This window comes from Stenotrophomonas sp. SBJS02 (genome assembly GCF_020428325.2).
Lineage (GTDB): Bacteria > Pseudomonadota > Gammaproteobacteria > Xanthomonadales > Xanthomonadaceae > Stenotrophomonas > Stenotrophomonas africana.
The window spans coordinates 2,442,467-2,462,388 of record NZ_CP109812.1 but is presented as its reverse complement, the minus strand read 5'-3'; the positions used below and the strand labels follow the sequence as shown (position 1 = coordinate 2,462,388).

The 19,922-nt window shown below is 60.4% G+C and carries 20 protein-coding genes; 7 read left to right on the top strand and 13 right to left on the bottom strand.

Annotated elements, in window-relative coordinates; translation table 11 throughout:
- Positions 1-33: 33 nt before the first annotated feature.
- The 4 genes from FQS62_RS11475 to FQS62_RS11460 all read left to right on the top strand — a co-directional run bounded on the left by FQS62_RS11475 (position 34) and on the right by FQS62_RS11460 (position 3,908).
- Positions 34-855, top strand: a complete 822-nt coding sequence (locus FQS62_RS11475; protein WP_019184713.1) for an SseB family protein — start codon at positions 34-36, stop codon at positions 853-855.
- Between the two features lie 172 nt (positions 856-1,027).
- Positions 1,028-1,660, top strand: a complete 633-nt coding sequence (locus tag FQS62_RS11470) for a hypothetical protein (RefSeq protein ID WP_021201832.1) — start codon at positions 1,028-1,030, stop codon at positions 1,658-1,660.
- Positions 1,661-1,748: 88 nt separating this feature from the next.
- Positions 1,749-2,180 (top strand): NIF family HAD-type phosphatase, encoded by a 432-nt coding sequence (locus FQS62_RS11465; RefSeq protein ID WP_031269101.1) that lies wholly within the window; start codon positions 1,749-1,751, stop codon positions 2,178-2,180.
- 1,098 nt (positions 2,181-3,278) lie between these two features.
- Entirely contained in the window at positions 3,279-3,908 is a 630-nt protein-coding gene (locus FQS62_RS11460) for a cyclin-dependent kinase inhibitor 3 family protein (protein ID WP_306341171.1), read from the top strand.
- 314 nt (positions 3,909-4,222) lie between these two features.
- Here FQS62_RS11460 and FQS62_RS11455 read toward each other — a convergent pair whose 3' ends face one another.
- Positions 4,223-4,897 carry a helix-turn-helix domain-containing protein gene (locus tag FQS62_RS11455; protein ID WP_005413401.1) on the bottom strand — a complete coding sequence of 225 codons (675 nt, stop codon included), beginning with the start codon at positions 4,895-4,897 and terminating at the stop codon, positions 4,223-4,225.
- Positions 4,898-6,103: 1,206 nt separating this feature from the next.
- Entirely contained in the window at positions 6,104-6,364 is a 261-nt protein-coding gene (locus FQS62_RS11450) for a hypothetical protein (protein WP_049401600.1), read from the bottom strand.
- A 61-nt stretch (positions 6,365-6,425) separates the two neighbouring features.
- Between FQS62_RS11450 and FQS62_RS11445 the strand changes: the two genes are divergently transcribed.
- Positions 6,426-6,626 carry a hypothetical protein gene (locus FQS62_RS11445; RefSeq protein ID WP_032966765.1) on the top strand — a complete coding sequence of 67 codons (201 nt, stop codon included), beginning with the start codon at positions 6,426-6,428 and terminating at the stop codon, positions 6,624-6,626.
- Here FQS62_RS11445 and FQS62_RS11440 read toward each other — a convergent pair.
- The 8 genes from FQS62_RS11440 to merT form a co-directional block, all read right to left on the bottom strand.
- On the bottom strand, positions 6,623-9,589 hold the full coding sequence (locus FQS62_RS11440; RefSeq protein WP_005413400.1) for a Tn3-like element TnAs1 family transposase: 2,967 nt from the start codon (positions 9,587-9,589) through the stop codon (positions 6,623-6,625). The genes FQS62_RS11445 and FQS62_RS11440 overlap by 4 nt on opposite strands.
- 3 nt (positions 9,590-9,592) lie before the next feature.
- Complete coding sequence (locus tag FQS62_RS11435) at positions 9,593-10,153, bottom strand: recombinase family protein (RefSeq protein ID WP_010921730.1); 561 nt, start codon at positions 10,151-10,153, stop codon at positions 9,593-9,595.
- Between the two features lie 175 nt (positions 10,154-10,328).
- Positions 10,329-11,318 carry a DUF3330 domain-containing protein gene (locus FQS62_RS22335; RefSeq protein WP_003132006.1) on the bottom strand — a complete coding sequence of 330 codons (990 nt, stop codon included), beginning with the start codon at positions 11,316-11,318 and terminating at the stop codon, positions 10,329-10,331.
- Positions 11,315-11,551, bottom strand: coding sequence for a broad-spectrum mercury transporter MerE (merE, locus tag FQS62_RS11420; RefSeq protein WP_003132004.1), 237 nt, complete (start codon positions 11,549-11,551; stop codon positions 11,315-11,317). Before merE ends, FQS62_RS22335 begins: the two co-directional genes overlap by 4 nt.
- Entirely contained in the window at positions 11,548-11,913 is a 366-nt protein-coding gene (gene merD / locus FQS62_RS11415) for a mercury resistance co-regulator MerD (RefSeq protein WP_000995360.1), read from the bottom strand. The genes merE and merD overlap by 4 nt, the downstream gene beginning before the upstream one ends.
- Positions 11,914-11,930: 17 nt before the next feature.
- Positions 11,931-13,616, bottom strand: a complete 1,686-nt coding sequence (gene merA / locus FQS62_RS11410; protein WP_003156770.1) for a mercury(II) reductase — start codon at positions 13,614-13,616, stop codon at positions 11,931-11,933.
- Positions 13,617-13,687: 71 nt separating this feature from the next.
- A complete protein-coding gene (gene merP / locus FQS62_RS11405; RefSeq protein ID WP_003131987.1) occupies positions 13,688-13,963 on the bottom strand; it encodes a mercury resistance system periplasmic binding protein MerP in 276 nt (91 codons plus the stop codon).
- Positions 13,964-13,975: 12 nt separating this feature from the next.
- On the bottom strand, positions 13,976-14,326 hold the full coding sequence (merT, locus tag FQS62_RS11400) for a mercuric ion transporter MerT (RefSeq protein WP_003131974.1): 351 nt from the start codon (positions 14,324-14,326) through the stop codon (positions 13,976-13,978).
- A 71-nt stretch (positions 14,327-14,397) separates the two neighbouring features.
- Here merT and merR point away from each other — a divergent pair, with 71 nt between their 5' ends.
- Positions 14,398-14,832, top strand: a complete 435-nt coding sequence (merR, locus tag FQS62_RS11395; RefSeq protein WP_005413387.1) for a mercury resistance transcriptional regulator MerR — start codon at positions 14,398-14,400, stop codon at positions 14,830-14,832.
- A gap of 2,452 nt (positions 14,833-17,284) precedes the next feature.
- Positions 17,285-18,061 (top strand): hypothetical protein, encoded by a 777-nt coding sequence (locus tag FQS62_RS11390; protein ID WP_032966761.1) that lies wholly within the window; start codon positions 17,285-17,287, stop codon positions 18,059-18,061.
- On the opposite strand, the gene FQS62_RS22275 is transcribed toward FQS62_RS11390, so the two are convergent.
- The 3 genes from FQS62_RS22275 to FQS62_RS11385 form a co-directional block, all read right to left on the bottom strand.
- A complete protein-coding gene (locus tag FQS62_RS22275; protein ID WP_323162603.1) occupies positions 18,058-18,384 on the bottom strand; it encodes an HNH endonuclease in 327 nt (108 codons plus the stop codon). The two genes, FQS62_RS11390 and FQS62_RS22275, sit on opposite strands and share 4 nt — an antisense overlap.
- A 253-nt stretch (positions 18,385-18,637) precedes the next feature.
- Entirely contained in the window at positions 18,638-18,787 is a 150-nt protein-coding gene (locus FQS62_RS22270) for a hypothetical protein (RefSeq protein ID WP_324615445.1), read from the bottom strand.
- A 722-nt stretch (positions 18,788-19,509) separates the two neighbouring features.
- Positions 19,510-19,794, bottom strand: a complete 285-nt coding sequence (locus FQS62_RS11385; protein ID WP_180855119.1) for a hypothetical protein — start codon at positions 19,792-19,794, stop codon at positions 19,510-19,512.
- Between the last annotated feature and the right edge of the window lie 128 nt (positions 19,795-19,922).

The following is a 19,922-nucleotide window of genomic DNA, read 5'->3' as shown; positions in this document are numbered from 1 at the left end:
GCGGCCGAGGAACGCGCATTCTTCAAGCGACTGATGGATGCGATCGTGTACGTGCATGCGCCCATCTCGGACGACGCGCAGACACTGCGGCTGGTCCAGTTCCGCCATCCTGACGGTTTCGATGCGATCCCTTTCTTTACCTCGCTCGACAAGGCGCAGGCGGCCAGCTCGTCTGCTGTCAGAATTCTGGGAGTTTCAGGCCGTGAGCTGCTAACCGGTACTCGCGGCGCGACGTTGATGCTCAATCCCAACTACGGCGGCGTTGTCCTGTACCCGGAAGAGGTTGCGACATTGTTGGATACGGGCTTTCTGGCCAGGGTGGAACGTCTGGCGCCGGCGGAGTTCGCGGTGAGACCTGCCCAGGCCGCGCCGGCTTGGCTCGCTCCGGCCATCAGCGGCAGCCTTGAGCACGCCGACTTCGTCTCGTCGGCCTATCTCCTGGAAACTCACTCGTCAGGGGGCGTCGAACAGCCTCCCGGTCTGTTGATCTGGCTGGTGGTGGACCTGGCTTTCGCCGAGCGGGCGGCTCGTCTGGTGACCACCGCCATACAGCCCTTATGCTCAGATTTGGACGTCATCATCGACTTGGCGGTCCACGACGTATCGCTGCCTTTGCCGGCGGGCTTGGATGATCCCCAGATCCTGCCCATATTTTTTCACGAGAATCAAGCCAACTTGAGCACAGCTCATCGGCCTATGAGCCCTGAAGATAAGCTACTAGCACTCCTTCCGGGATTGACCGAGGAAGAGAAGGAACGGCGGACCCGCGAGGGTATGGCCGACGTCGACGCTGGACGTACGATCCCGCACGAGGAACTACTGCAATGGATCAGGCGACGGTCAGAGCCTTCTTGAAGGTTTCCGTTGGGTCAGGAGCGTGGAAACTCTTGAATCCAATATTCAAGAAGGGCACGCGTGCCTGAGCAGTACTCCAGGAATGCCTGTGTCACGCGGCTTCTGGTTCAATCAAGCCTAGGTCTGTAATCCACGAACTGCCTGACGTCGAGGGGTGTTTCCTCGTTGAATCATGGTGTTAGAGACGATTCGGCTGTTTTTCTCACGAATCCCTGCCGACCTTCTTGAAAAACTGAACCAGACCTACCCAAACGCTTCCGTAAGGCAGGTGGTGAGAGGGCAGGTTAAGCACATCAGGGATAGCAATCCCAAGGAGATAGAAGCGCTACGACAGGAGGCCAACGATCAACTTCCTACTATCGCCGAGCTAAAGAGGGTCAGTGCGGTTGATCCAGAGTTCCGGATGGAAAACAGCTTCTTTGGGCCCAAGCCAGTCATCACCGCCCGCATCATCAACCGCTCAACACTGCCATTGAGCGAAGCGAGCTGGAATGCGGCGCTGTACATCAATGGCGATGTACAGCCTGTAGCCACGTCGAAGGTGCGCAGCGATTTCCGTTCCATCGAAGGCCTCAAGCCCGAACACCATGTTACGGCTCGATTCACTGTCGGATTCGTCAAGGGCGATAAGGCCTGGACCACCTTGGCAATTCGTCAAGCTACATCCACACGCGTCGAGCTGGAGATGATCCCTGAGACAGCAATGGACTTTACGGACAAAGCCTATCTAAGTGCCGATCTTCAGAAGCGCATTGATTTCCTTGAGAACCAACTCAAGCAAGCGAGCGAGTTCGAAGATGTCTGATGCTACCAAGCCCCGCCGGCGGATCACCCTCCGGCGGGGCTTGGTAGCGGTACCGACGTTCACCCCCGCCAAAGAGGACCATTACACAATGCGCCCGTCCATCCTCGCCTTGGACTTAGAAGGAACGCTGATTTCCAACGCTGTAAGCCAGATCCCGCGCCCGGGCCTCTACGAATTTCTGGAGTCGGCAAAGTCGCTCTTTGAGGGTCTAGTCATCTTCACCACAGTTCCGGAGCCTAGATTTCGCGAGATTGCCGACCTATTGGCTTGCGAAGGAGCGGCCCCGGGTTGGTTTGCCCGCTTGCCATACATAGACTGGACTGGGCCGACGAAGGATCTTGCCAACGTTTCCCAGCCCATCGGCTCTGCATGGCTACTAGATGATTACGCCCCCTATGTACAACCGGGACAGGAACATTGCTGGGTCCCGGTTCAACTGTTTTGTTCTCCTTACCCCGAGGACGACGCGGGACTGGACGATGCCATCGAGGCAATCCGTAAGCGACTGAACGAGTACTAGAGGGCCATCTCTTGGCCAGCGTCCAATGGGCCACAGGCTCGCCGGTCAACCAAGGTCCAGCGCTTCGTTGGAGAACCGTCGATATAGACCTGGGGGGGCGTTTACCGCGATAGAGTCCTGAGCCCCCTCAAACCATCTCATGGACCCGTGGCAGCTGGTCGGTCTACTCAGACTAGAAGCTAAAGCTGCCAACTGCCGCTAGGTTCCAGCCAGTACGCCATGCCCAGCGGCAGGAAAGTCTCCATTGCAACGTCCAGGATCAACGGCTGACGCCAACCCTGACCAGGCAAGAAGCAAAAATCCTTCCGGGCGAGGGTTCCAGCTTGCTCGCGTCCAGCTAACCAGATGCATCTGCGTTTTATCTCGCGATCAAGTGCTCGCCTCGCGGCATGCTCATCCAAACCGCTTTGTATGAACTCCGAGGCAGAATTTCGCATGCTCGCCCACAGCACGTAGCGCTTACGCCCCAAGCTGAGCGCATTCCATTCAGGCGATCCAATCGACTGAAGCCCGTCGCCTAGCTTCGGGTCCAACCGATGCTTCCGCAGAAGGTTTGCCAAGTACGCTCGAGCTTCGGTGGATGCCAGTGAAATTCCGAGATTCCGCCTCGCACTGGGCGTGCACTCAGCCGCCCACTGGGTGAGCGACCGGGTCAATGCCGACTCAAGGTTCAAGTCACTGCGAGACCACGGAGATTTGTAGGACCAAGCCAGGGGCTCATACAGAGATCTTGCGGCAAGCCGAGAACATTCGACTGGTTCGCGATGGAGGACGCGCAGCGTCGCAAGCGTGTCAAGTGCCTGCGAGGCCAACCCCTCAGCAGCTACCGGCGAACTAGCCGTTCTTGAGCGCTCTAGCGCGCACCACGCGCACGCAAGAAAGGGACCTATTGAACGAACGAAATTGTCCAGTTCTGGCCAGGGCGCGATGAGGGTCGGTTGGCTAACGACATAGGCCACACAGCCCTCAAATCGCGATACCAGTTGTCAGGATATCAACCTGCCCACAGACTGTCTATCTGACTTTCCGATATTGACCCTTAGGTGTTCTCTCCAGTTCAACGATATCTGAACATCCGATATCCTAGCCGTGCAGCGAATGAGCGGGGAGCGCCCCGGCGCACGACGCAGAACGTTACCGCATGTTGGGAGAGCCGAAATGATGCGCACCAGCGCTAGCCACCCGTTACTGATTGCAGAGTTGCCTGTTGGAGCCCATGGAGGCGGCATAGGGGTGACATTTGCGCCAGGCAAGTACCAGGAAGTCGCCATGACTGGAGCATGGGCGAGAGACCTAGATGTGGACGTCTCGGCTATTCAGGACTGGGGTGCCACTCACCTAGTCACCTTGCTTGAGCCTTGGGAGCTCAAGGACCTTCGAATCGAGAGCTTACCGGCGATAGTGGCGGGGAAGGGCATCTCTTGGCATGGACTGCCAATCACTGATGGAGCCGCACCAGACGACAGACTCCTCAAAGATTGGCTACAGCTAAGTGCTGAGCTCGTCGCTGACATGCTGAGCGGTCAAAGGATCGTGGTCCACTGCAAGGGGGGGTTGGGACGCGCGGGAACGGTCGCTGCCATGCTTTTGCTGCAGTCTGGCGAGGCCAAGCGGGCATCGGATGCCATCCACATGGTGCGGCATGCCAGGCCAGGCGCAATCGAAACGATTGCTCAAGAGGAGTTCCTAGAGTACTGGGCGCAGAGCCTTCACCCGGGCGGAGCTTGACCACTCAGGTGCGCAGTCAGGAACTCAAGGACGAGTTGCCTGTGGATCCAGAACTCGAGGGCTTCTTAGGTCTGGATCCAGAAATCGACGGCGTCTCCATAGTGGATCTTCGCGAGGGTTCAGGGCACATCAAAAATTCGCTGCCTCGAAAGCTAAGAACCTTGCTGTCGCACGAATCAGGGTCTTGTGCTGGGGCCGGACCAGCGCTATCGCTGACTAAGGCAGGGCAACCTCCAGGGACTGTACTGCGACGGCGCGATCAATAGACATCTGTCAGATGTATCGCCACCACTATCGATCTAATGAATGCTGACTCAGCCGATGCGTGCTGCCTTAGGAGTTACGATCTGACTGCACTCGTGGCCGAGGCGAAACGCCACGACGTACAGGACCGTGGCATCCATCGGCATACCTGAGCCCATCCGAATGACGACCTTACGCTGACCGTGCGACAGTGATACTCCCAGTTCCCGCAGGACCTCAATGCGCTGCTGCAGCCCGTCGTAGATGTCTAGCTTGTCGACTTCTGAATACAGGTCTTGGCAGTCGCGATACTCACGGTAGTAGTCGACCAGTGCAGCAAACTCGCTCGCCGCCTCGCGCGACAGCTCGAAAGCCGGTTCGGACAGATCCATGTCGCACGAAACGATCAGGCTGGCCAGCTCGCGCCCAGCAGCAAGCGGGGACACCGCCAGGGTGATGTAGTCGCGCTCAAACTGCGCTTGCGCCGCCTGCAGTTCCTCGTCTGTCGGCAGCGAGAAAGGCTTGTTGAGTGCATCGATGTCATTGAAATCGAAGGCGCGCGCCAGTGCGCGACGGGTGTCGAAACTGGCCGAGTCACCCTGCTCAACCCGCTGAACTGTTCGCACGTTCAGGCCCGAGATCTCGGCCAATTGTTCTTGCGACCAATGACGCAACTGGCGGAACTGGCGAATGCAGGCGCCAACCTCAGCAGCGGTAAGCAGGCGAGGCGGGGTCTTGGTGGTCATAGAAGATAACTCCGGAGGGGTAGGGAGCCCAGATTAGGAGGGTGCCGAACTTGGAAACATGACAGTCGCCCGACAGGCCCCCGACACAGATCAACTGCCAGGACTTGCCCCAACGAGAAATCCGGGGCAACTGCTTATGCGCCCGTGATGTTCTCCCCGTGCCCCCAGAGGGGGGCGAGGCCCAACTGCCTAGTCACTCACCACAGACCCCACCCTAGACGCGCAGGCGATCCGGGACAGCTCTATGGCGAGGGCTGATGGGGGGTCAATGGCTCCAACTCTGGCAAAACACCCCCAAATTGATGATGCAGTGCATTCATCCATGCCAGAACTGGTTCGCCTGGCCACAGGTGCGCCAGATTCAGAAGGGTTAGCATGGCAAGCGCATTGCTGTTCATGGCCACCCCCGCCAGAAGCGCGCCCGGGTAGCCATTTAACTGCCTTGCCAAGGGGTGAATCCCGGCATGGAGATAGGAGTTCAAGCCGACATAAAGGCATTGTCTGGCTCTGCCCAACAACTGTGATGCTCCTCGGGGCCCAGAGGACTCAAGCTTTACGAGCATGTCCTGAACGCCAGGGAGCCTCTTTGCCGCTTGCTGACTCTCCAGAGTCAGGGGCGCAAGAAGCTTCTCGATGTCGGTGTCGGTAGCTGCATAACATGCCCAGGTTGCACGCACGAGGGCCTCATACTGGGGCCGGACCAGCGAGATTGCTGACTGGGGCAGAGTAGCGATCAGGGACTGTACTGCCACGGCGTGATCAAGGGACATCTGGCAAAGTGCCGCCACCGCCGTCGATCTTCGGTCACGTCCATGCTCTATCTCCATCCAAGCGGCTCGAATTTCACCCAAGAGCTCTAAGGAGCCCTCCAGCACAGACGCCCGATCCTGGTCAGCCGATTGAGGCACAAGTCATCCTAGAATCGTGATCTGCAGGCAAGAGTAACGGCTCGTCCATCGGGCAAAGCCCTCAGTTGGCCGGCTGGGCTGCAGCATCTGTTAGCCGGTAATCTCTGCATTGCATCATCCGTGCATCAGCAATTTCTGCGTTGCGTCAGTCGCAAGTCAAATTTTTCTGCAATGGACCGTCTTGCACTGAAATTTTATTCCTCAAAAGCTGAAATCTCTGCAATGGCACCCTAAGAATGTCTGCGATGAACAGCGTTCTGGTCCGCGCGCGATTGCTTCCTATATTGCAACCATACGCTCAGCCAGCCAACCGCCGGGATCCATGATCGCGCGAGCGGACGATCCCGGTCGCAAATGGCTGGCTGCCGTCACTCTCGTGGCTTTGAGCGATCAAGGGGAGCAGTCTGGCCCACGTGTCGAACAGAAGCCTTGGATCTTGGTGGATCAGAAGCGAAACCCGCAGCGCATCTTCCATCGCCTTGAGGTAGCCGCGGCGTATCTCAAGTGCGTTCTCGCAAGCATTGGGGCGACCAAGAATTTGTGTGATCGCGGAGGCCATAGCAGTCTGGACAGGAGGGGAGGGGAAGGCGATAGTCTGCAAACGTCTAGACGATCCCGCAATGAGCATCCTCAACGTTCTCCTCACTCGTGACCACCTCGTCGTCGCAGCGGATACCCTGGCAGAGGATGCTCTCACAGGGGCGTATTCCGCGGGGGCAAAGCTGCTGCTGATCCCTCAGCACAACGTAGTGCTTGCTGCGCGCGGGTCTACGCAATTCTTCCTGGGGGGCTCGCAGAATTCGGAAAAAATCGTACGCTAAGGTTTTCCGGGCATCCGTAGGGGCCGAAACTTCCCGTCTTCCAGTCTGCGGCTCTGCCGCCAGACGTAATCGCCGGTGAGGTTGATGTGCTCCCAGCCCAGCGGCGACAGGAATTGCAGCAGCTCGCCGTCCACCGGCTTGCCGGCCTCGACCAACCCCTGGGTGGCGCGCTCCAGGTACACCGTGTTCCACAGCACGATAGCCGCCGTCACCAGGTTGAGGCCGCTGGCCCGGTAGCGCTGCTGCTCGAAGCTCCGATCCCTGATTTCCCCAAGGCGGTTGAAGAACACCGCCCTGGCCAGCGAGTTGCGCGCCTCACCTTTGTTCAGGCCGGCATGCACGCGGCGGCGCAGCTCAACACTTTGCAGCCAGTCTAGGATGAACAGCGTGCGTTCGATCCGGCCCAGCTCGCGCAGGGCCACGGCCAGGCCGTTCTGGCGCGGATAGCTGCCGAGCTTGCGCAGCATCAGCGAGGCAGTGACGGTGCCCTGTTTGATCGAGCTGGCCAGGCGCAGGATGTCGTCCCAATGGGCGCGGACGTGCTTGATGTTCAGGGTGCCGCCGATCAGCGGCCGCAGCGTCGGGTAGGTCTGCACGCCCTGCGGCACGTACAGCTTGGTTTCGCCGAGGTCGCGGATGCGCGGCGCGAAACGGAAGCCCAGCAGGTGCATCAGGGCGAAGACGTGATCGGTGAAGCCGGCCGTGTCGGTGTAGTGCTCCTCGATCCGCAGGTCGGACTCGTGGTACAGCAGGCCGTCGAGCACATAGGTGGAATCGCGCACGCCGACATTCACCACGCGGGTGCTGAACGGCGCGTACTGGTCGGAGATATGGGTGTAGAACAGCCGTCCCGGCTCACTGCCGTACTTCGGGTTGACGTGTCTGGTGCTCTCGCCCCGGCCGCCAGCCCGGAAACGCTGGCCATCGGAGGATGAGGTGGTGCCGTCGCCCCAGTGGGCGGCGAAGGCATGCTGGTACTGGTGGTTGACCAGCTCGGCCAGGGCCGCCGAATAGGTCTCGTCGCGGATGTGCCAGGCTTGCAGCCAGGACAGCTTGGCGTAGGTCAGACCGGGGCTCGACTCGGCCATCTTGGTCAGCCCGAGGTTGATCGCATCACCGAGGATCGCGGACAGCAGCAACGTCCGGTCTTTGGCCTCGGCCCCGTCCTTCAGGTGGGTGAAGTGGCGGCTGAAGCCCGTCCAGTCGTCCACGTCCATCAGCAGTTCGGTGATCTTGATGCGCGGCAGTAACTGACTGGTCTGGTCGATCAGCGCCTGCGCCCGATCCGGCACCGCCGCATCCAGCGGGGTGATCTTCAACCCGGACTCGGTGAGGATGGCATCGGGCAGCTCGTTGTCCTTGGCCAGGCGGGCGACAGTGGCCAACTGCTCGTCCAGCAGCTGCAAGCGCTCTTCCAGATACTGGTCGCTGTTCGGGTTGATCGCCAGCGGCAGGGCCTGTTCCCGCTTGAGCGCGGCGAACTTCTCGGCCGGCAGCAGGTAGTCGTCGAAGTCGCGGAACTGCCGCGAGCCCTTGACCCAGATGTCGCCGGAGCGCAGGGCGTTCTTCAGCTCGGACAGGGCGCAGATTTCGTAGAAGCGCCGGTCGAGGCCTTCCGGGGTGATCACCAGTGGCTTCCAGCGCGGCTTGATGAAGGCGGTGGGAGCATCGGCCGGCACCTTGCGCAGGTTGTCGGCGTTCATCTCGCGCAGCGTCTGCACGGCTGCCAGCACGCCCTGCGCGGCCGGGGCGGCGCGCAGCTCCAATACCTCCAGCAGAGCCGGCGTGTAGCGGCGCAGGGTGGCGAAGTTCTCGCCGACCAGGTGCAGGTGGTCGAAGCCCTCCGGCCGGGCCAGCAGCTCGGCTTCGCTGACGCTCTCGGTGAACTCGTCCCAGGGGATCACCGCCTCGATGGCGGCATAGGGGTCGCTGCCGGCTTCCTTGGCCTCCAGCAGCGCCTGGCCGATCTTGGAGTACAGGCGCACCTTGTCGTTGATCGCCTTGCCCTGCTTCTGGAACTGCTGCTGATGCTTGTGCTTCGCGCCGCTGAACAGCTTGACTAGGATGCGGTCGTGCAGATCCACCAGCTCATCAATCACGGTTGCAGTGCTCTCCAGCACCACGGCGGCCAGGGTCGCATAGCGCCGCTGCGGCTCGAACTTGCCGAGGTCTTTGGGCGTCATCTGCCCACCCTCGCGGGCCAGCTTGAGCAGGCGGTTCTGGTGGATGTGCCGGCCCAGGACTTCGGGCAAGTCCACCAGCTGAAATGTCTTCAGCCGCTCGATGTGCTCAAGCATGTGCCGAGAGTTGGGTTTCAGCGGTGCCTGGCGCAGCCAGGTCAACCAGGTGATGCTGCTGCCGGCCTTGAGCTTCAACAGCTCGTCCAGCTTGGCCCGATGCGAGTCCGTGAGCGGTTCAACCAGGGCGCGGTAGACCCGCCGATTGGCCCGTGCAATGGCCTCCGAGCAAGCCCGGTCGATCACGCTCAACGCCGGCAGGATGCGTCGCTTCTGCCGCAGGCTCTCCAGCGCCTGGCCGGCCAGCAGCAAGCCCTTGTCGGTCTGCTGGGCCAGTTCGGTCAGCTCGCGCACCAGGGCGCGGAAGTCGGACAGGCCGAACGGGGCCAGTTGAAGGTAGGTGCGCAGTTCCTGGGCGTGCTCGCGACGGGTCACATCGCGCTCGCCGTACTTCGTCCAACTCGCCGGATCGGTCTGGACTTGCTTGGCCACCCACAGGATGACCGGTTCGGGCAGCTCGCTGTCAGTGCCCAACGCATAGCCGGGGTAGCGCAGCAGGCAGAGTTGCACGGCGAAGCCGAGGCGGTTGGCGTCGCCGCGCCGCTGACGGATCAGCGACAGGTCGGAGTCGTTGAAGGTGTAGTAGCGGATCAGGTCATCCTGGCTTTCTGGCAACGCGAGCAGGGTGCCCCGCTCCGTGGCCGAGAGGATCAAGCGACGCGGCATGTGTCAGTCGTCCGTGCGGAGGTACTGGTAGAGGGTTTCCCGGCTGATGTTGAACTCGCGGGCAAGCTGCGCCTTGGGCTCGCCGGCCGTCGCTCGCTGCCGCAGGGTAGCAGCCTGCTCATCGGACAGGGCTTTCTTGCGGCCCCGGTACGCGCCACGCTGCTTGGCCAAGGTGATGCCCTCACGCTGCCGCTCGCGGATCAGGGCGCGCTCGAACTCAGCGAAGGCCCCCATCACCGACAGCATCAGGTTGGCCATCGGCGAGTCCTCGCCAGTGAACACCAGGCCCTCCTTCAGGAACTCGATGCGCACGCCGCGTTGAGTCAGCTTCTGTACCAAGCGACGCAGGTCATCGAGGTTGCGGGCCAGCCGGTCCATGCTGTGCACCACCACTGTATCGCCTTCGCGGACGAAGCTCAGCAGCGCTTCGAGCTGGGGGCGCTGGGTGTCCTTGCCCGATGCCTTGTCGGTGAACACCTTGCTCACCTGTGTCTGTTCCAGCTGGCGTTCCGGGTTCTGGTCGAAGCTGCTGACCCGGACGTAGCCGATGCGGTGCCCCTGCACGATGTCTCCTTGGTTGAAGGCGGCTTAAGTGCTCCTTCTGTTCCGTTGTGCCTCAAACCCCGTTTCTGTCAGGCTGAAATCTATGACCTTCGCAGGCATGTGTCAAAAAATGCGAAAGATGACTCTATTCTGACTAAGCGGCGCGGCCCTGCCTGACATCCAGTTAGGGTATGCCTCAATCTGACGGTAGCGAGTCGCAGGCGTTCGGATCGGCATCGGTTTCGTTCCCTGTCTTGGCACGCGCTTCGAAGCGTTGATAACACTCCAACCCGCAGAAGTGCTCGACGTATTCCGCGCCTTCCGGGGTGAAGGCGGCATCGAGCGGGATTTCCTTGCAGCACACGCAGCAACTGGTGGTGGTCGAGTCACTTGCATTCATGGTGGCACCCCTCCATTGACTGACGAAGACGGCGAATGCCGCCGCCGGCATTGGCTTCGCGAACAGGAAGCCTTGTCCTGTGTCGCAGTCCGCTTGTCGCAATAGATCAAGACTCGCCGATGTTTCCACGCCTTCAGCCACCACATCCATGCCCAGCCCGTGCGCAAGCTGAATCACGGTGTGCACGATGGTTTGGTCGCGGCGGTCGTTGGCGAGCCCGGCGACAAACGATTGGTCGATCTTGAGCGTGCTGATTGGGCAGCACTTCAGATGTTGCAGACAGGAATACCCCGTCCCGAAGTCATCGGCGGCGAAGCGCACACCGATCTGCCGCAAGGCGTCCAGGGCGGGGAAGATCGCCGGATCACCAAACGCGACCGATTCGGTCAGCTCGATTTCGAGATACTCGGCGGGCAACTCGGCATCAGCCAGCACGCCCTTTACCCACCCGTCGAAGTCCGGTCCCACTTGGCTCGCCGAAACATTGACGGCCAGCCGGAACGGTCGCCATGCCAGCATTCGCCAGTCACGCATCTGGCGGCAGGCTTCGCCCAGCACCCAAGCGCCGATTTCAGGCATCAGGCCGGACGATTCGACCACGGGCAGGAACTGGCCCGGTGGCAATAGTCCAAGCGTCGGATGACGCCAGCGCAACAGGGCTTCCGCGCCGACAATCCCACCACTGCGCAGATCGACGACGGGCTGGTAGTGCAGTTCAAGCTGCCCGCGCTCGACCGCTTGGGCCAGTTCCGGCGTCGTCCATCCATCCGGCCGGAAAGCGCTCATTCTCTTTCCCTGAATGCCCGCAACGCCCGCGACAGGGACAGAAGGAACAGGCCGGTCAAACCGAGCGCCGCGATGACCCAATGCTCGCCGAGGAAAGCACCGGCGGTTGTGCCGGCCAGCACGACAGCGAGGATGGGCAGGTGGCAGGGGCAAGTCAGCACAGCCAGTCCGCCCCACAGGTAGCCGGTGATCGGTTTGTGCGTCTCGGACGGCAAGCGCTCGGGGTTGTTCATGGCAGACTCTCCGCGTGCTGTGCCGGCTCGGTCGGCAGGGTGGCCAACTGCACTTCCAGATCGGCCAACGCTTCGCGCCGACGCTCGACGAACTGACGCAGCAGGGCAAGCTGCGCGGCCGCTTCGTCGCCGTCCGCCGCATCCAGCGCCCGGCACAGCCGCGCCAGCGCGTCGAGGCCGATGCCCGCCTCGAAGGCCGCCCGCACGAAGCACAGCCGTTGCAAGGCGGCGTCATCGAACAAGCCGTAGCCGCCTGGTGTGCACGCCACCGGGCGCAGCAATCCGCGCAGCAGGTAGTCGCGCACGATATGCACGCTCACCCCGGCATCAAGAGCCAGCCGGGACACCGTGTAGGCGTTCATTGAACACCTCCTTTTTCTCACCCGGCGCAGCAGGAAAGCTGCTTCACATCCTTGTTGAAGGTCTGCGCCGCGAGCTTCAACCCCTCGACCATCGTCAGGTAGGGGAACAACTGGTCGGCCAGTTCCTGCACCGTCATGCGGTTGCGAATGGCCAGAGCCGCCGTCTGGATCAGTTCACCCGCTTCCGGCGCGACCGCCTGTACGCCGATCAGCCGATGGCTGCCTTCCTCGATAACCAACTTGATGAAGCCGCGTGTGTCGAAGTTGGCGAGCGCACGCGGCACGTTGTCCAAGGTCAAGGTGCGGCTGTCGGTCTCGATCCCGTCGTGGTGGGCTTCCGCCTCGCTGTAGCCCACGGTCGCCACTTGCGGATCGGTGAACACCACGGCCGGCATTGCGGTCAGGTCGAGCGCCGCATCGCCGCCGGTCATGTTGATCGCGGCACGGGTGCCGGCCGCTGCCGCCACATAGACGAACTGCGGCTGGTCGGTGCAGTCGCCGGCCGCGTAGATGTTCGGGTTGCTCGTGCGCATGCCTTGGTCGATGACGATGGCACCTTGCGCATTGACAGTGACCCCCGCTGCGTCCAGCGCGAGGCTGCGCGTGTTCGGTGTCCGACCGGTGGCAACCAGCAGTTTGTCGGCGCGCAATTCACCGTGCGTGGTGGTCAGCACGAATTCACCGTCCATATGGGCGACCTGGCTGGCTTGCGTGTGCTCCAGCACCTCGATGCCCTCGGCACGGAAAGCGGCTGTCACCGCCTCGCCGATGGCCGGGTCTTCACGGAAGAACAAGGTATTGCGCGCCAGGACCGTGACCTTGCTGCCCAGCCGGGCAAAGGCTTGCGCCAGCTCCAGCGCCACCACCGACGAGCCGATTACGGCAAGGCGTTCGGGAATGGTGTCGCTCGCCAGGGCCTCGGTGGAAGTCCAGTAGGGTGACTCTTTCAAGCCCGGAATCGGCGGGACCGCCGGGCTGGCACCCGTGGCGACCAGGCAGCGGTCGAACATCACGACGCGCTCGCCACCCTCGTTCAAACGGACGGTAAGGCTCTGGTCGTCCTTGAAGCGCGCCTCACCGTGCACAACAGTGATGGCCGGATTACCGCCCAGGATGCCTTCGTACTTGGCGTGCCGCAGTTCGTCGACGCGGGCCTGCTGCTGGGCCAGCAGCTTACTGCGGTCAATCGTAGGCACAGTTGCCGCAATACCGCCATCGAACGGGCTTTCCCGGCGCAGATGGGCGATGTGGGCGGCGCGGATCATGATCTTGGACGGCACACAGCCGACATTGACGCAGGTGCCGCCGATGGTGCCGCGCTCGATCAGCGTGACCTGCGCGCCTTGCTCGACGGCCTTCAGCGCCGCCGCCATCGCGGCTCCACCGCTGCCAATGACCGCTACCTGCACCGGGGGCTCGTTGCCACTGTGCTTTTCGGCGGCGGCCATCCATCCCCGCACCTTGTCGAGCAGTCCGACGCGGTTGTCCGCCAGTGGCGCATCGGCTAGCGTTGCCTTGTAGCCCAGTCCGGCCACGGCGGCAGTCAGCGCGTCCGGCGATGTGCCCGGCACGATGGCGAGTTGCGCTGTGCCCTTCGGATAGGACACCAGCGCCGACTGCACGCCTGGCACTTTTTCCAGCGCTTCCTTGACGTGCGCCGCGCACGAGTCGCAAGTCATGCCGGTGATTTTTAGATGGGTCATGCAACAGATCCTTTATCGTTTGTGGCGCCAGACAATGACGTCCGTTGTGCTGCGGTGCCGTTTTCAGTGACTCACTGCTTGACGCTGGACGGATAGCCCGCGTCTGCGGTTGCCTTGGTCAGCTTCTGCACGCTGGTCTTGGCATCGTCGAAGGTGACGACCGCTTGGCGTGTCTCGAAAGTCACGTCAACTTTGCTGACGCCTTCGACCTTGGAAATCGCCTTCTTGACAGTGATCGGGCAGGCGGAGCAGGTCATGCCCGGTACGGACAGCGTGACGGTCTGGGTGGCGGCCCAGACGGGGGCAACAACGGCGGCGAGGGCGAGGGAGGCAAACAGTTTCTTCATGGTGAACTCCGATCAGTAGAAAAATGGCATGACGTAGGGAAATCCGAGCGCGACCAGAACCAGCGCGGCCACGATCCAGAAAATGAGCTTGTAAGTAGCTCGCACTTGGGGAATCGCGCAGACCTCACCCGGTTTGCAGGCCGCTGCCTGCCGGTAGATGCGCCGCCAGGCGAAGAACAACGCCACCAGCGCCACGCCGATAAAGATGGGGCGATAGGGTTCCAACACCGCCAAGTTGCCGATCCAAGCGCCGCTGAACCCCAAGGCGATCAGAACCAACGGCCCGAGGCAGCAAGCCGAGGCGAGGATGGCGGCAAGCCCTCCAGTGAAGAGCGCGCCGCGCCCGGTTTTTGGTTCAGACATGCGCTTGTCCTTTCGAATTGAAATTGGATAGCGTAACCTTACTTCCGTACTCATGTACGGAGTCAAGCGATATGGAAAACAATTTGGAGAACCTGACCATTGGCGTTTTCGCCAAGGCGGCCGGGGTCAATGTGGAGACCATCCGTTTCTATCAGCGCAAGGGCTTGTTGCTGGAGCCTGACAAGCCCTATGGCAGCATCCGCCGCTATGGCGAGGCGAATGTAACGCGGGTGCGCTTCGTGAAATCAGCCCAGCGGCTGGGCTTCAGCCTGGATGAGATCGCCGAGCTGCTGCGGCTGGAGGATGGCACCCATTGCGAGGAAGCCAGCAGTCTGGCCGAGCACAAGCTCAAGGACGTGCGCGAGAAAATGGCTGACCTGGCGCGCATGGAGGCCGTGCTGTCTGAGTTGGTGCGCGCCTGCCATGCGCGAAGGGGGAACGTTTCCTGCCCGCTGATCGCGTCACTACAGGGTGGAGCAAGCTTGGCAGGTTCGGCTATGCCTTAGCGTGCTTTATTTTCCGTTTTCTGAGACGACCCCTTAGAAAGCCTAGTCAAAGAGCTGTCACGAGAACACCGTTAGCTTAGCGTACGATTTTTTCCGAATTCTGCGGTTCCCCCTTCCTCCGCATCTACGAGCTTGCACTGCAGGCCAGCTTCCGCGCAGATTTCACAATAGAACAGCTATCTGCCGAGCTAGGGCTGGTGGTGGACCAACTCTGGCCGAACTTTGAGAAAGCGGTTAGCGAAGCGGGATTGCCGATCGAGCAACTCGGGACCGAGTTGGTGCTTGGTGGATGGTCGTTGAAGAACGGCCGGATGATGGCCACGGCGTATGCGAAGAGTGACAGCCGGCGCCCTTGCGTTGTCCAGCCGATCGGGGGGCAGATGGCGTCGCCGGGCGAACCGCTCCAGGCCGCGACCCTAGCATGGCCCAGGTGGATCTGCTGGCCCATGCGCGTCTCCAGGTCAGCTACCTCAATGGGCAATTGGGCCGGAAAGTAGCAGGAGGTCGACTGCTAGTTGGGTTTCTGCAGAAGGGGCAAGCCCTGCTCAAGGATCTAGGAGAGATCTAGGTCGCGGGAGTCAAATACGCTAGGGGCTGAAATCGAAGTTCAGGTCTGGCCCTAAGGCAGAAGGCCAAAGCAGACCAAGGTCGTCCGTGGATTTGGGATGTTTATCGAGGGCAGGGTGGATGTCCGCTTCTGGCCGGAAGCGGACATTGGGCGGCGACCGGCCCGGTGATGGCATCCGCCTTCGACCCAAAGCGGGCATCGTTCTCGACACACCTGAGTTGATCCGTACTCCAAAGCCTGTTTCCGCTACCCCTTGTAGTGCTCGACGTAGAGCCCCAAAGCTGCCAACGACGCATACACGGCGGACCCAGCGTTGGTCGCGTACAAGGCAAAGGGAACCGGAGGATCGCAGGGAACTGTTGCGATGAACCACGGAGCTGAGCTCGTCAAGCTCGTCCTAGGTGATGTGAGGAATCCTAGCTCCCTACGCATACCTAGCGCCTCGCGGACGTACGCCTTGTTCCAGCCGCCAGTCTTGCACGAGACCCCAAGAAGTAACTCCGTAAATGCGGGATAGCGACGGGTCTTAATCGGACGATATACACCGACGTCAATCTCGTGACGGTCAGCCGCTTTGACCACCGTCGTGCCTTTCCAGCTATGGCTTAGTGTGGTGACCTGCACTGAAATCCTAATCTCGAGCTTCTCAGTAGACGTAGATCCACTGATGTAATCGTGATCCGGATGGTTTGCTTTGCATGGAGATCCTCCAAACGTCAGGACGCCTGCCATCTTGGGGGTACACGTGAGCTTGTAGCCCGCACTATCGATGATTCGCAGAAGCCTAAGCAGCACCCGAAGTTCGTAAGCCTTTCCTTGCGCGTAGGGAGACCCGCTCGCCTTAGCACGCGAAATGGCTGCTTTCACAGCGTTGAGGATTGCTAACTTACTGATCGTCACAGTCGCGGTCCTCGTGGCGCGTGTTCCTCGCGAGGGTCGTCCGGTGGCAGATATCGAGCGATATAGGCCTCAAGATCTGCCTGCTCGTGATCCGTCAAACGCTGGGGTGATACAGTTGGTAGATGTGACCGGATTGAGCGAACTCGGCGACCTTCTGGTGTCTCAACAGTGTAATGAACGTCCTCCAGTCCGGTGAGACCTTGGACCAGCTTCCCGATCTCACCCAAGGTTTGCGAGAGGGCGTCTTGGGTCGTCACAGGTCTAAAATCGAGAACCGCCGCAAGTGCGGCTGCAGCTTGTGCATTCGTGTCGTCCTCGTAATCAGACATCGCCTGAACAATCGCGGAGCGAAGCGATCTAACAATTTGTGGATCAAGCTCAGACGCAAGGGCTAGCGCCTTCCCTATCTCCCTAATTACCTCTTCACCACCTTGATCTTCTGCCATTCACAACTCCACAGCTGTAGACATTAACGGGCCGCGCGGGATGAACCGCCCGGATTCTCTAAATTCAATTGCCGAAGGTTGCCGTTGGCAATGTTCCTTAAGAGTAAGGCACAGTGCGGTTTGGTTCCATAAGCGGATCGCGCTGGCTGTATCCCGAAGTGTGCGATGACGCCGAAGCTGGATAGTGTCGCTGAATTGGACCATCAGGCACTTAGGTCTGAGCCCTGATACAGATTGATGATATGACTCCAAGTCGCGTACGGGCTGCGAAGAGCACCGGCTACTTTGGTCCGCTTCTGACCGAAAGCGGACATTCGTTTAACCAAGGGTGAAGGAAACTTTTAGGGCCAGGATGGACTTCAACTCTCTCGTTCGCTCGCTTCTATCCGATGCGAAGATGCGCCGTAACAAGCCTCTGCGAGACTAGTGCGCGAGCCAGGTCGCTGACATTGCTCCATGGCCTATGACGTGCCCCGCACCCGCTGGTCAAATGGAACCGCCCTCGGCACCATGGGCACGACCATCTAAGGAGTTCTTCATGCTCTACCAAGATAAGTACGTCGCCTTCATCGACATGCTCGGGTTCTCCGCACTTGTCCAAGAGTCGGCAGCCGACATGAGCAAGCTTGATGAAATAGCAGAGGCCATCGACAGACTAAAGAACACAGCGTGCTGCAACCCAGCAACAGGACTTTTGTTCACTTACTTCAGCGACTGCATCGTCATATCAAGCAGCCGCTCTCCTGCTGGCCTTGCCGACATCCTGAGCTGCATCAGAATGTTGGCCGAGAACCTGCTAGTGGTTGATATATTGATACGTGGAGGGCTCACAGTTGGAAGCATTCATCATGATTCTCAGATGATCTTCGGACCGGCGATGCTGGACGCCTATCGCATGGAATGTAAGGAAGCACGCAATCCCATGGTGCTCGTGAGCGAAGAGGTGCGATCGGATGCTCGCGCTGCGGGGTTAAGCAACCTGTTGACGTGGGATGACGAAGAGCCAGACCGCCACTATGTCCACTATCTGATCTCGTACAGCGCTTATGACTCTAATCCAAGGGCGGGCGTCGTGATTCTCGATAGCCAGGCCGCTCTCATCCGGCATTTCATCGCCAAGAGGCTGCTAGGCGCTCCGGGTAAGATCCTGGATAAAGCCGAGTGGATGGAACGATATTGGAACGAGAAGGTGGCGACAGGTGGAATTCTCGGACGTGTTGACAGGGTCGCAGACCTTGTTAGGCCCAATGCGCGACCATTTCGCAGCAGACTCGCCGTTCTAGCACCGCAACCGGGCGCCACTAGTGTGGACTAGCGAATCAGGCAAGCAGCTGCCGATTCCTTGCAAAGATTCAATTCAATTGGCCATACGGAAGCACGTGCAATCCCTGATGGCAGTCGGGACCACCATCTCCCCATTGCCAGCCGCGTCTGAACCAGCGCCCGGAACGCTTCAGCGGAAGGGGCTGGTCCCTTCCGCTGGTGCCTGCCCTGGTTGCACCGGCTATGCGCGGCCACCACGTTCCCGGACACGTCTCTGCCCCCGTCCTGTTGGGCCACCAGGTGCTCGGCGGTGCATTGAAAGGCTCGGGCCTTACTGGCCTTCAGCCCGAGCTCTGAGGGTGCAGTGAGCCACATCGGCAGGCCGCAATAGAAGCAACGGCCCGATTGGGCGTAGAAGGCAGAAGTGCGAAGGGATCTGCGGCGTTTGGCGGTCATGGATGGCTCCGGAATCGAAGGATTCCCGTGCCCCCATTGGGTGGACCTCGGGCACCCGGAGCCTATTGGCTATGCGGGCACAACACCGGCGCTTTATAGCGACTGGCTAAGGCGTTATAGCTCAGCGCTTGAGCCGCTACAAGGCCCAGATGCCGACCAGAACGGGAGGGAGTCACCGACGCCCAGTTAAGGTCAAAGCTTGGTCAGGGGGCGAGCGACGCGCTTGAGCAGGTGGAGCGGGGCGTGGCGCGTCACCCAGGGAAGTCGCGGTGTTGTAGTCCTGCTCAACCCGCTGAACTGTTCGCACGTTCAGGCCCGAGATCTCGTCTAATTGTTCTTGCGACCAATGTCGCGACTGGCGGAACTGGGAAGTGCAGGCGACAAGCTCTGACCGATCAGGTGCGCAGTTGGGAACTCAAGGGCGAGCTGGATGTGGAGCCAGAAATCGAGGGCGTCTTAGGTGCGGATCCAGGAATCAAGGGCATCTTTGGGGGAGATCTGGAAATCGCGGGCGTCCTTGTGGGGAAATACGGGCGGACAGCTGTGGGATCTGGGGCGTTTCCGTTGTGGCAGTCAACAGGAACCGACAAAAGCAATGCCACGCCGCGCCGACCGGCGCATACTTCATTTCGCATAATGTATATTATGTTCAAAGCAATCCGGGGGTGGCTGGCACGCATCTTGCCTCGATCCCCAGCCCTGCTGTGGCATGGAGCCTGATTGTGCGTGTGTTGAGCGCTGCGAATTTGGGGCAGCTTGTGCGGCAACTTGTAGCAATTGATGCGCTGAGCTACGTGCAGTCCCAATGACTCGCTGTGATCTTGGTGCATCGCCAATGGTGCGTCGCAAATCTGGTGCACCCCCAATGATGTTGCCAAGGCGCTGCAGCCACGCGCTTTCGAGAGCATCTACTTCGGGAGACGGCTATGACCGTCAGCTTCATTTCTGAGCCAGTTCAGCGACTGGACCCCCCAATTTTGACTGGCTCCGGTGTCGCGGCCCCCGAGCCCCAACCACGTCAGAGCCCCTTGGACTTCGGCGGTGTCAGTCAAGGCGCTGCCTGATCCATTCCCATGTCGCCTTGCTGAGGTAGCCTTGGTACTCGCCACGGACAAGCTGGGATACAAAAATCCCGTCATTCTTGTCGAGCTTCTGTTGAAGATCGGCAGATAGATCATGAGCCCTCATATCCCCGGACACCCAGCGGACCGACTCCAGATCGGGATCTGCTACGTTCTGGTAGCGCTCCAGGTGCTTAAGGAACGCAGTCCTCTTTGCGTCGTAGTTGGCCTCTCGGTTCAAATTCCAGGTAACAACATAGACGGCCATTTCGATCCTTCGAGACTGACACCGAACGTGTCTTTGTGATCTTAGTAAGTGCAACACATGTCGCGCAACGGAGGCCTGGATCGCCTTTAGTAGAAGGCCGCTGAGTGATCGCCCTGCCCTGTACTTTT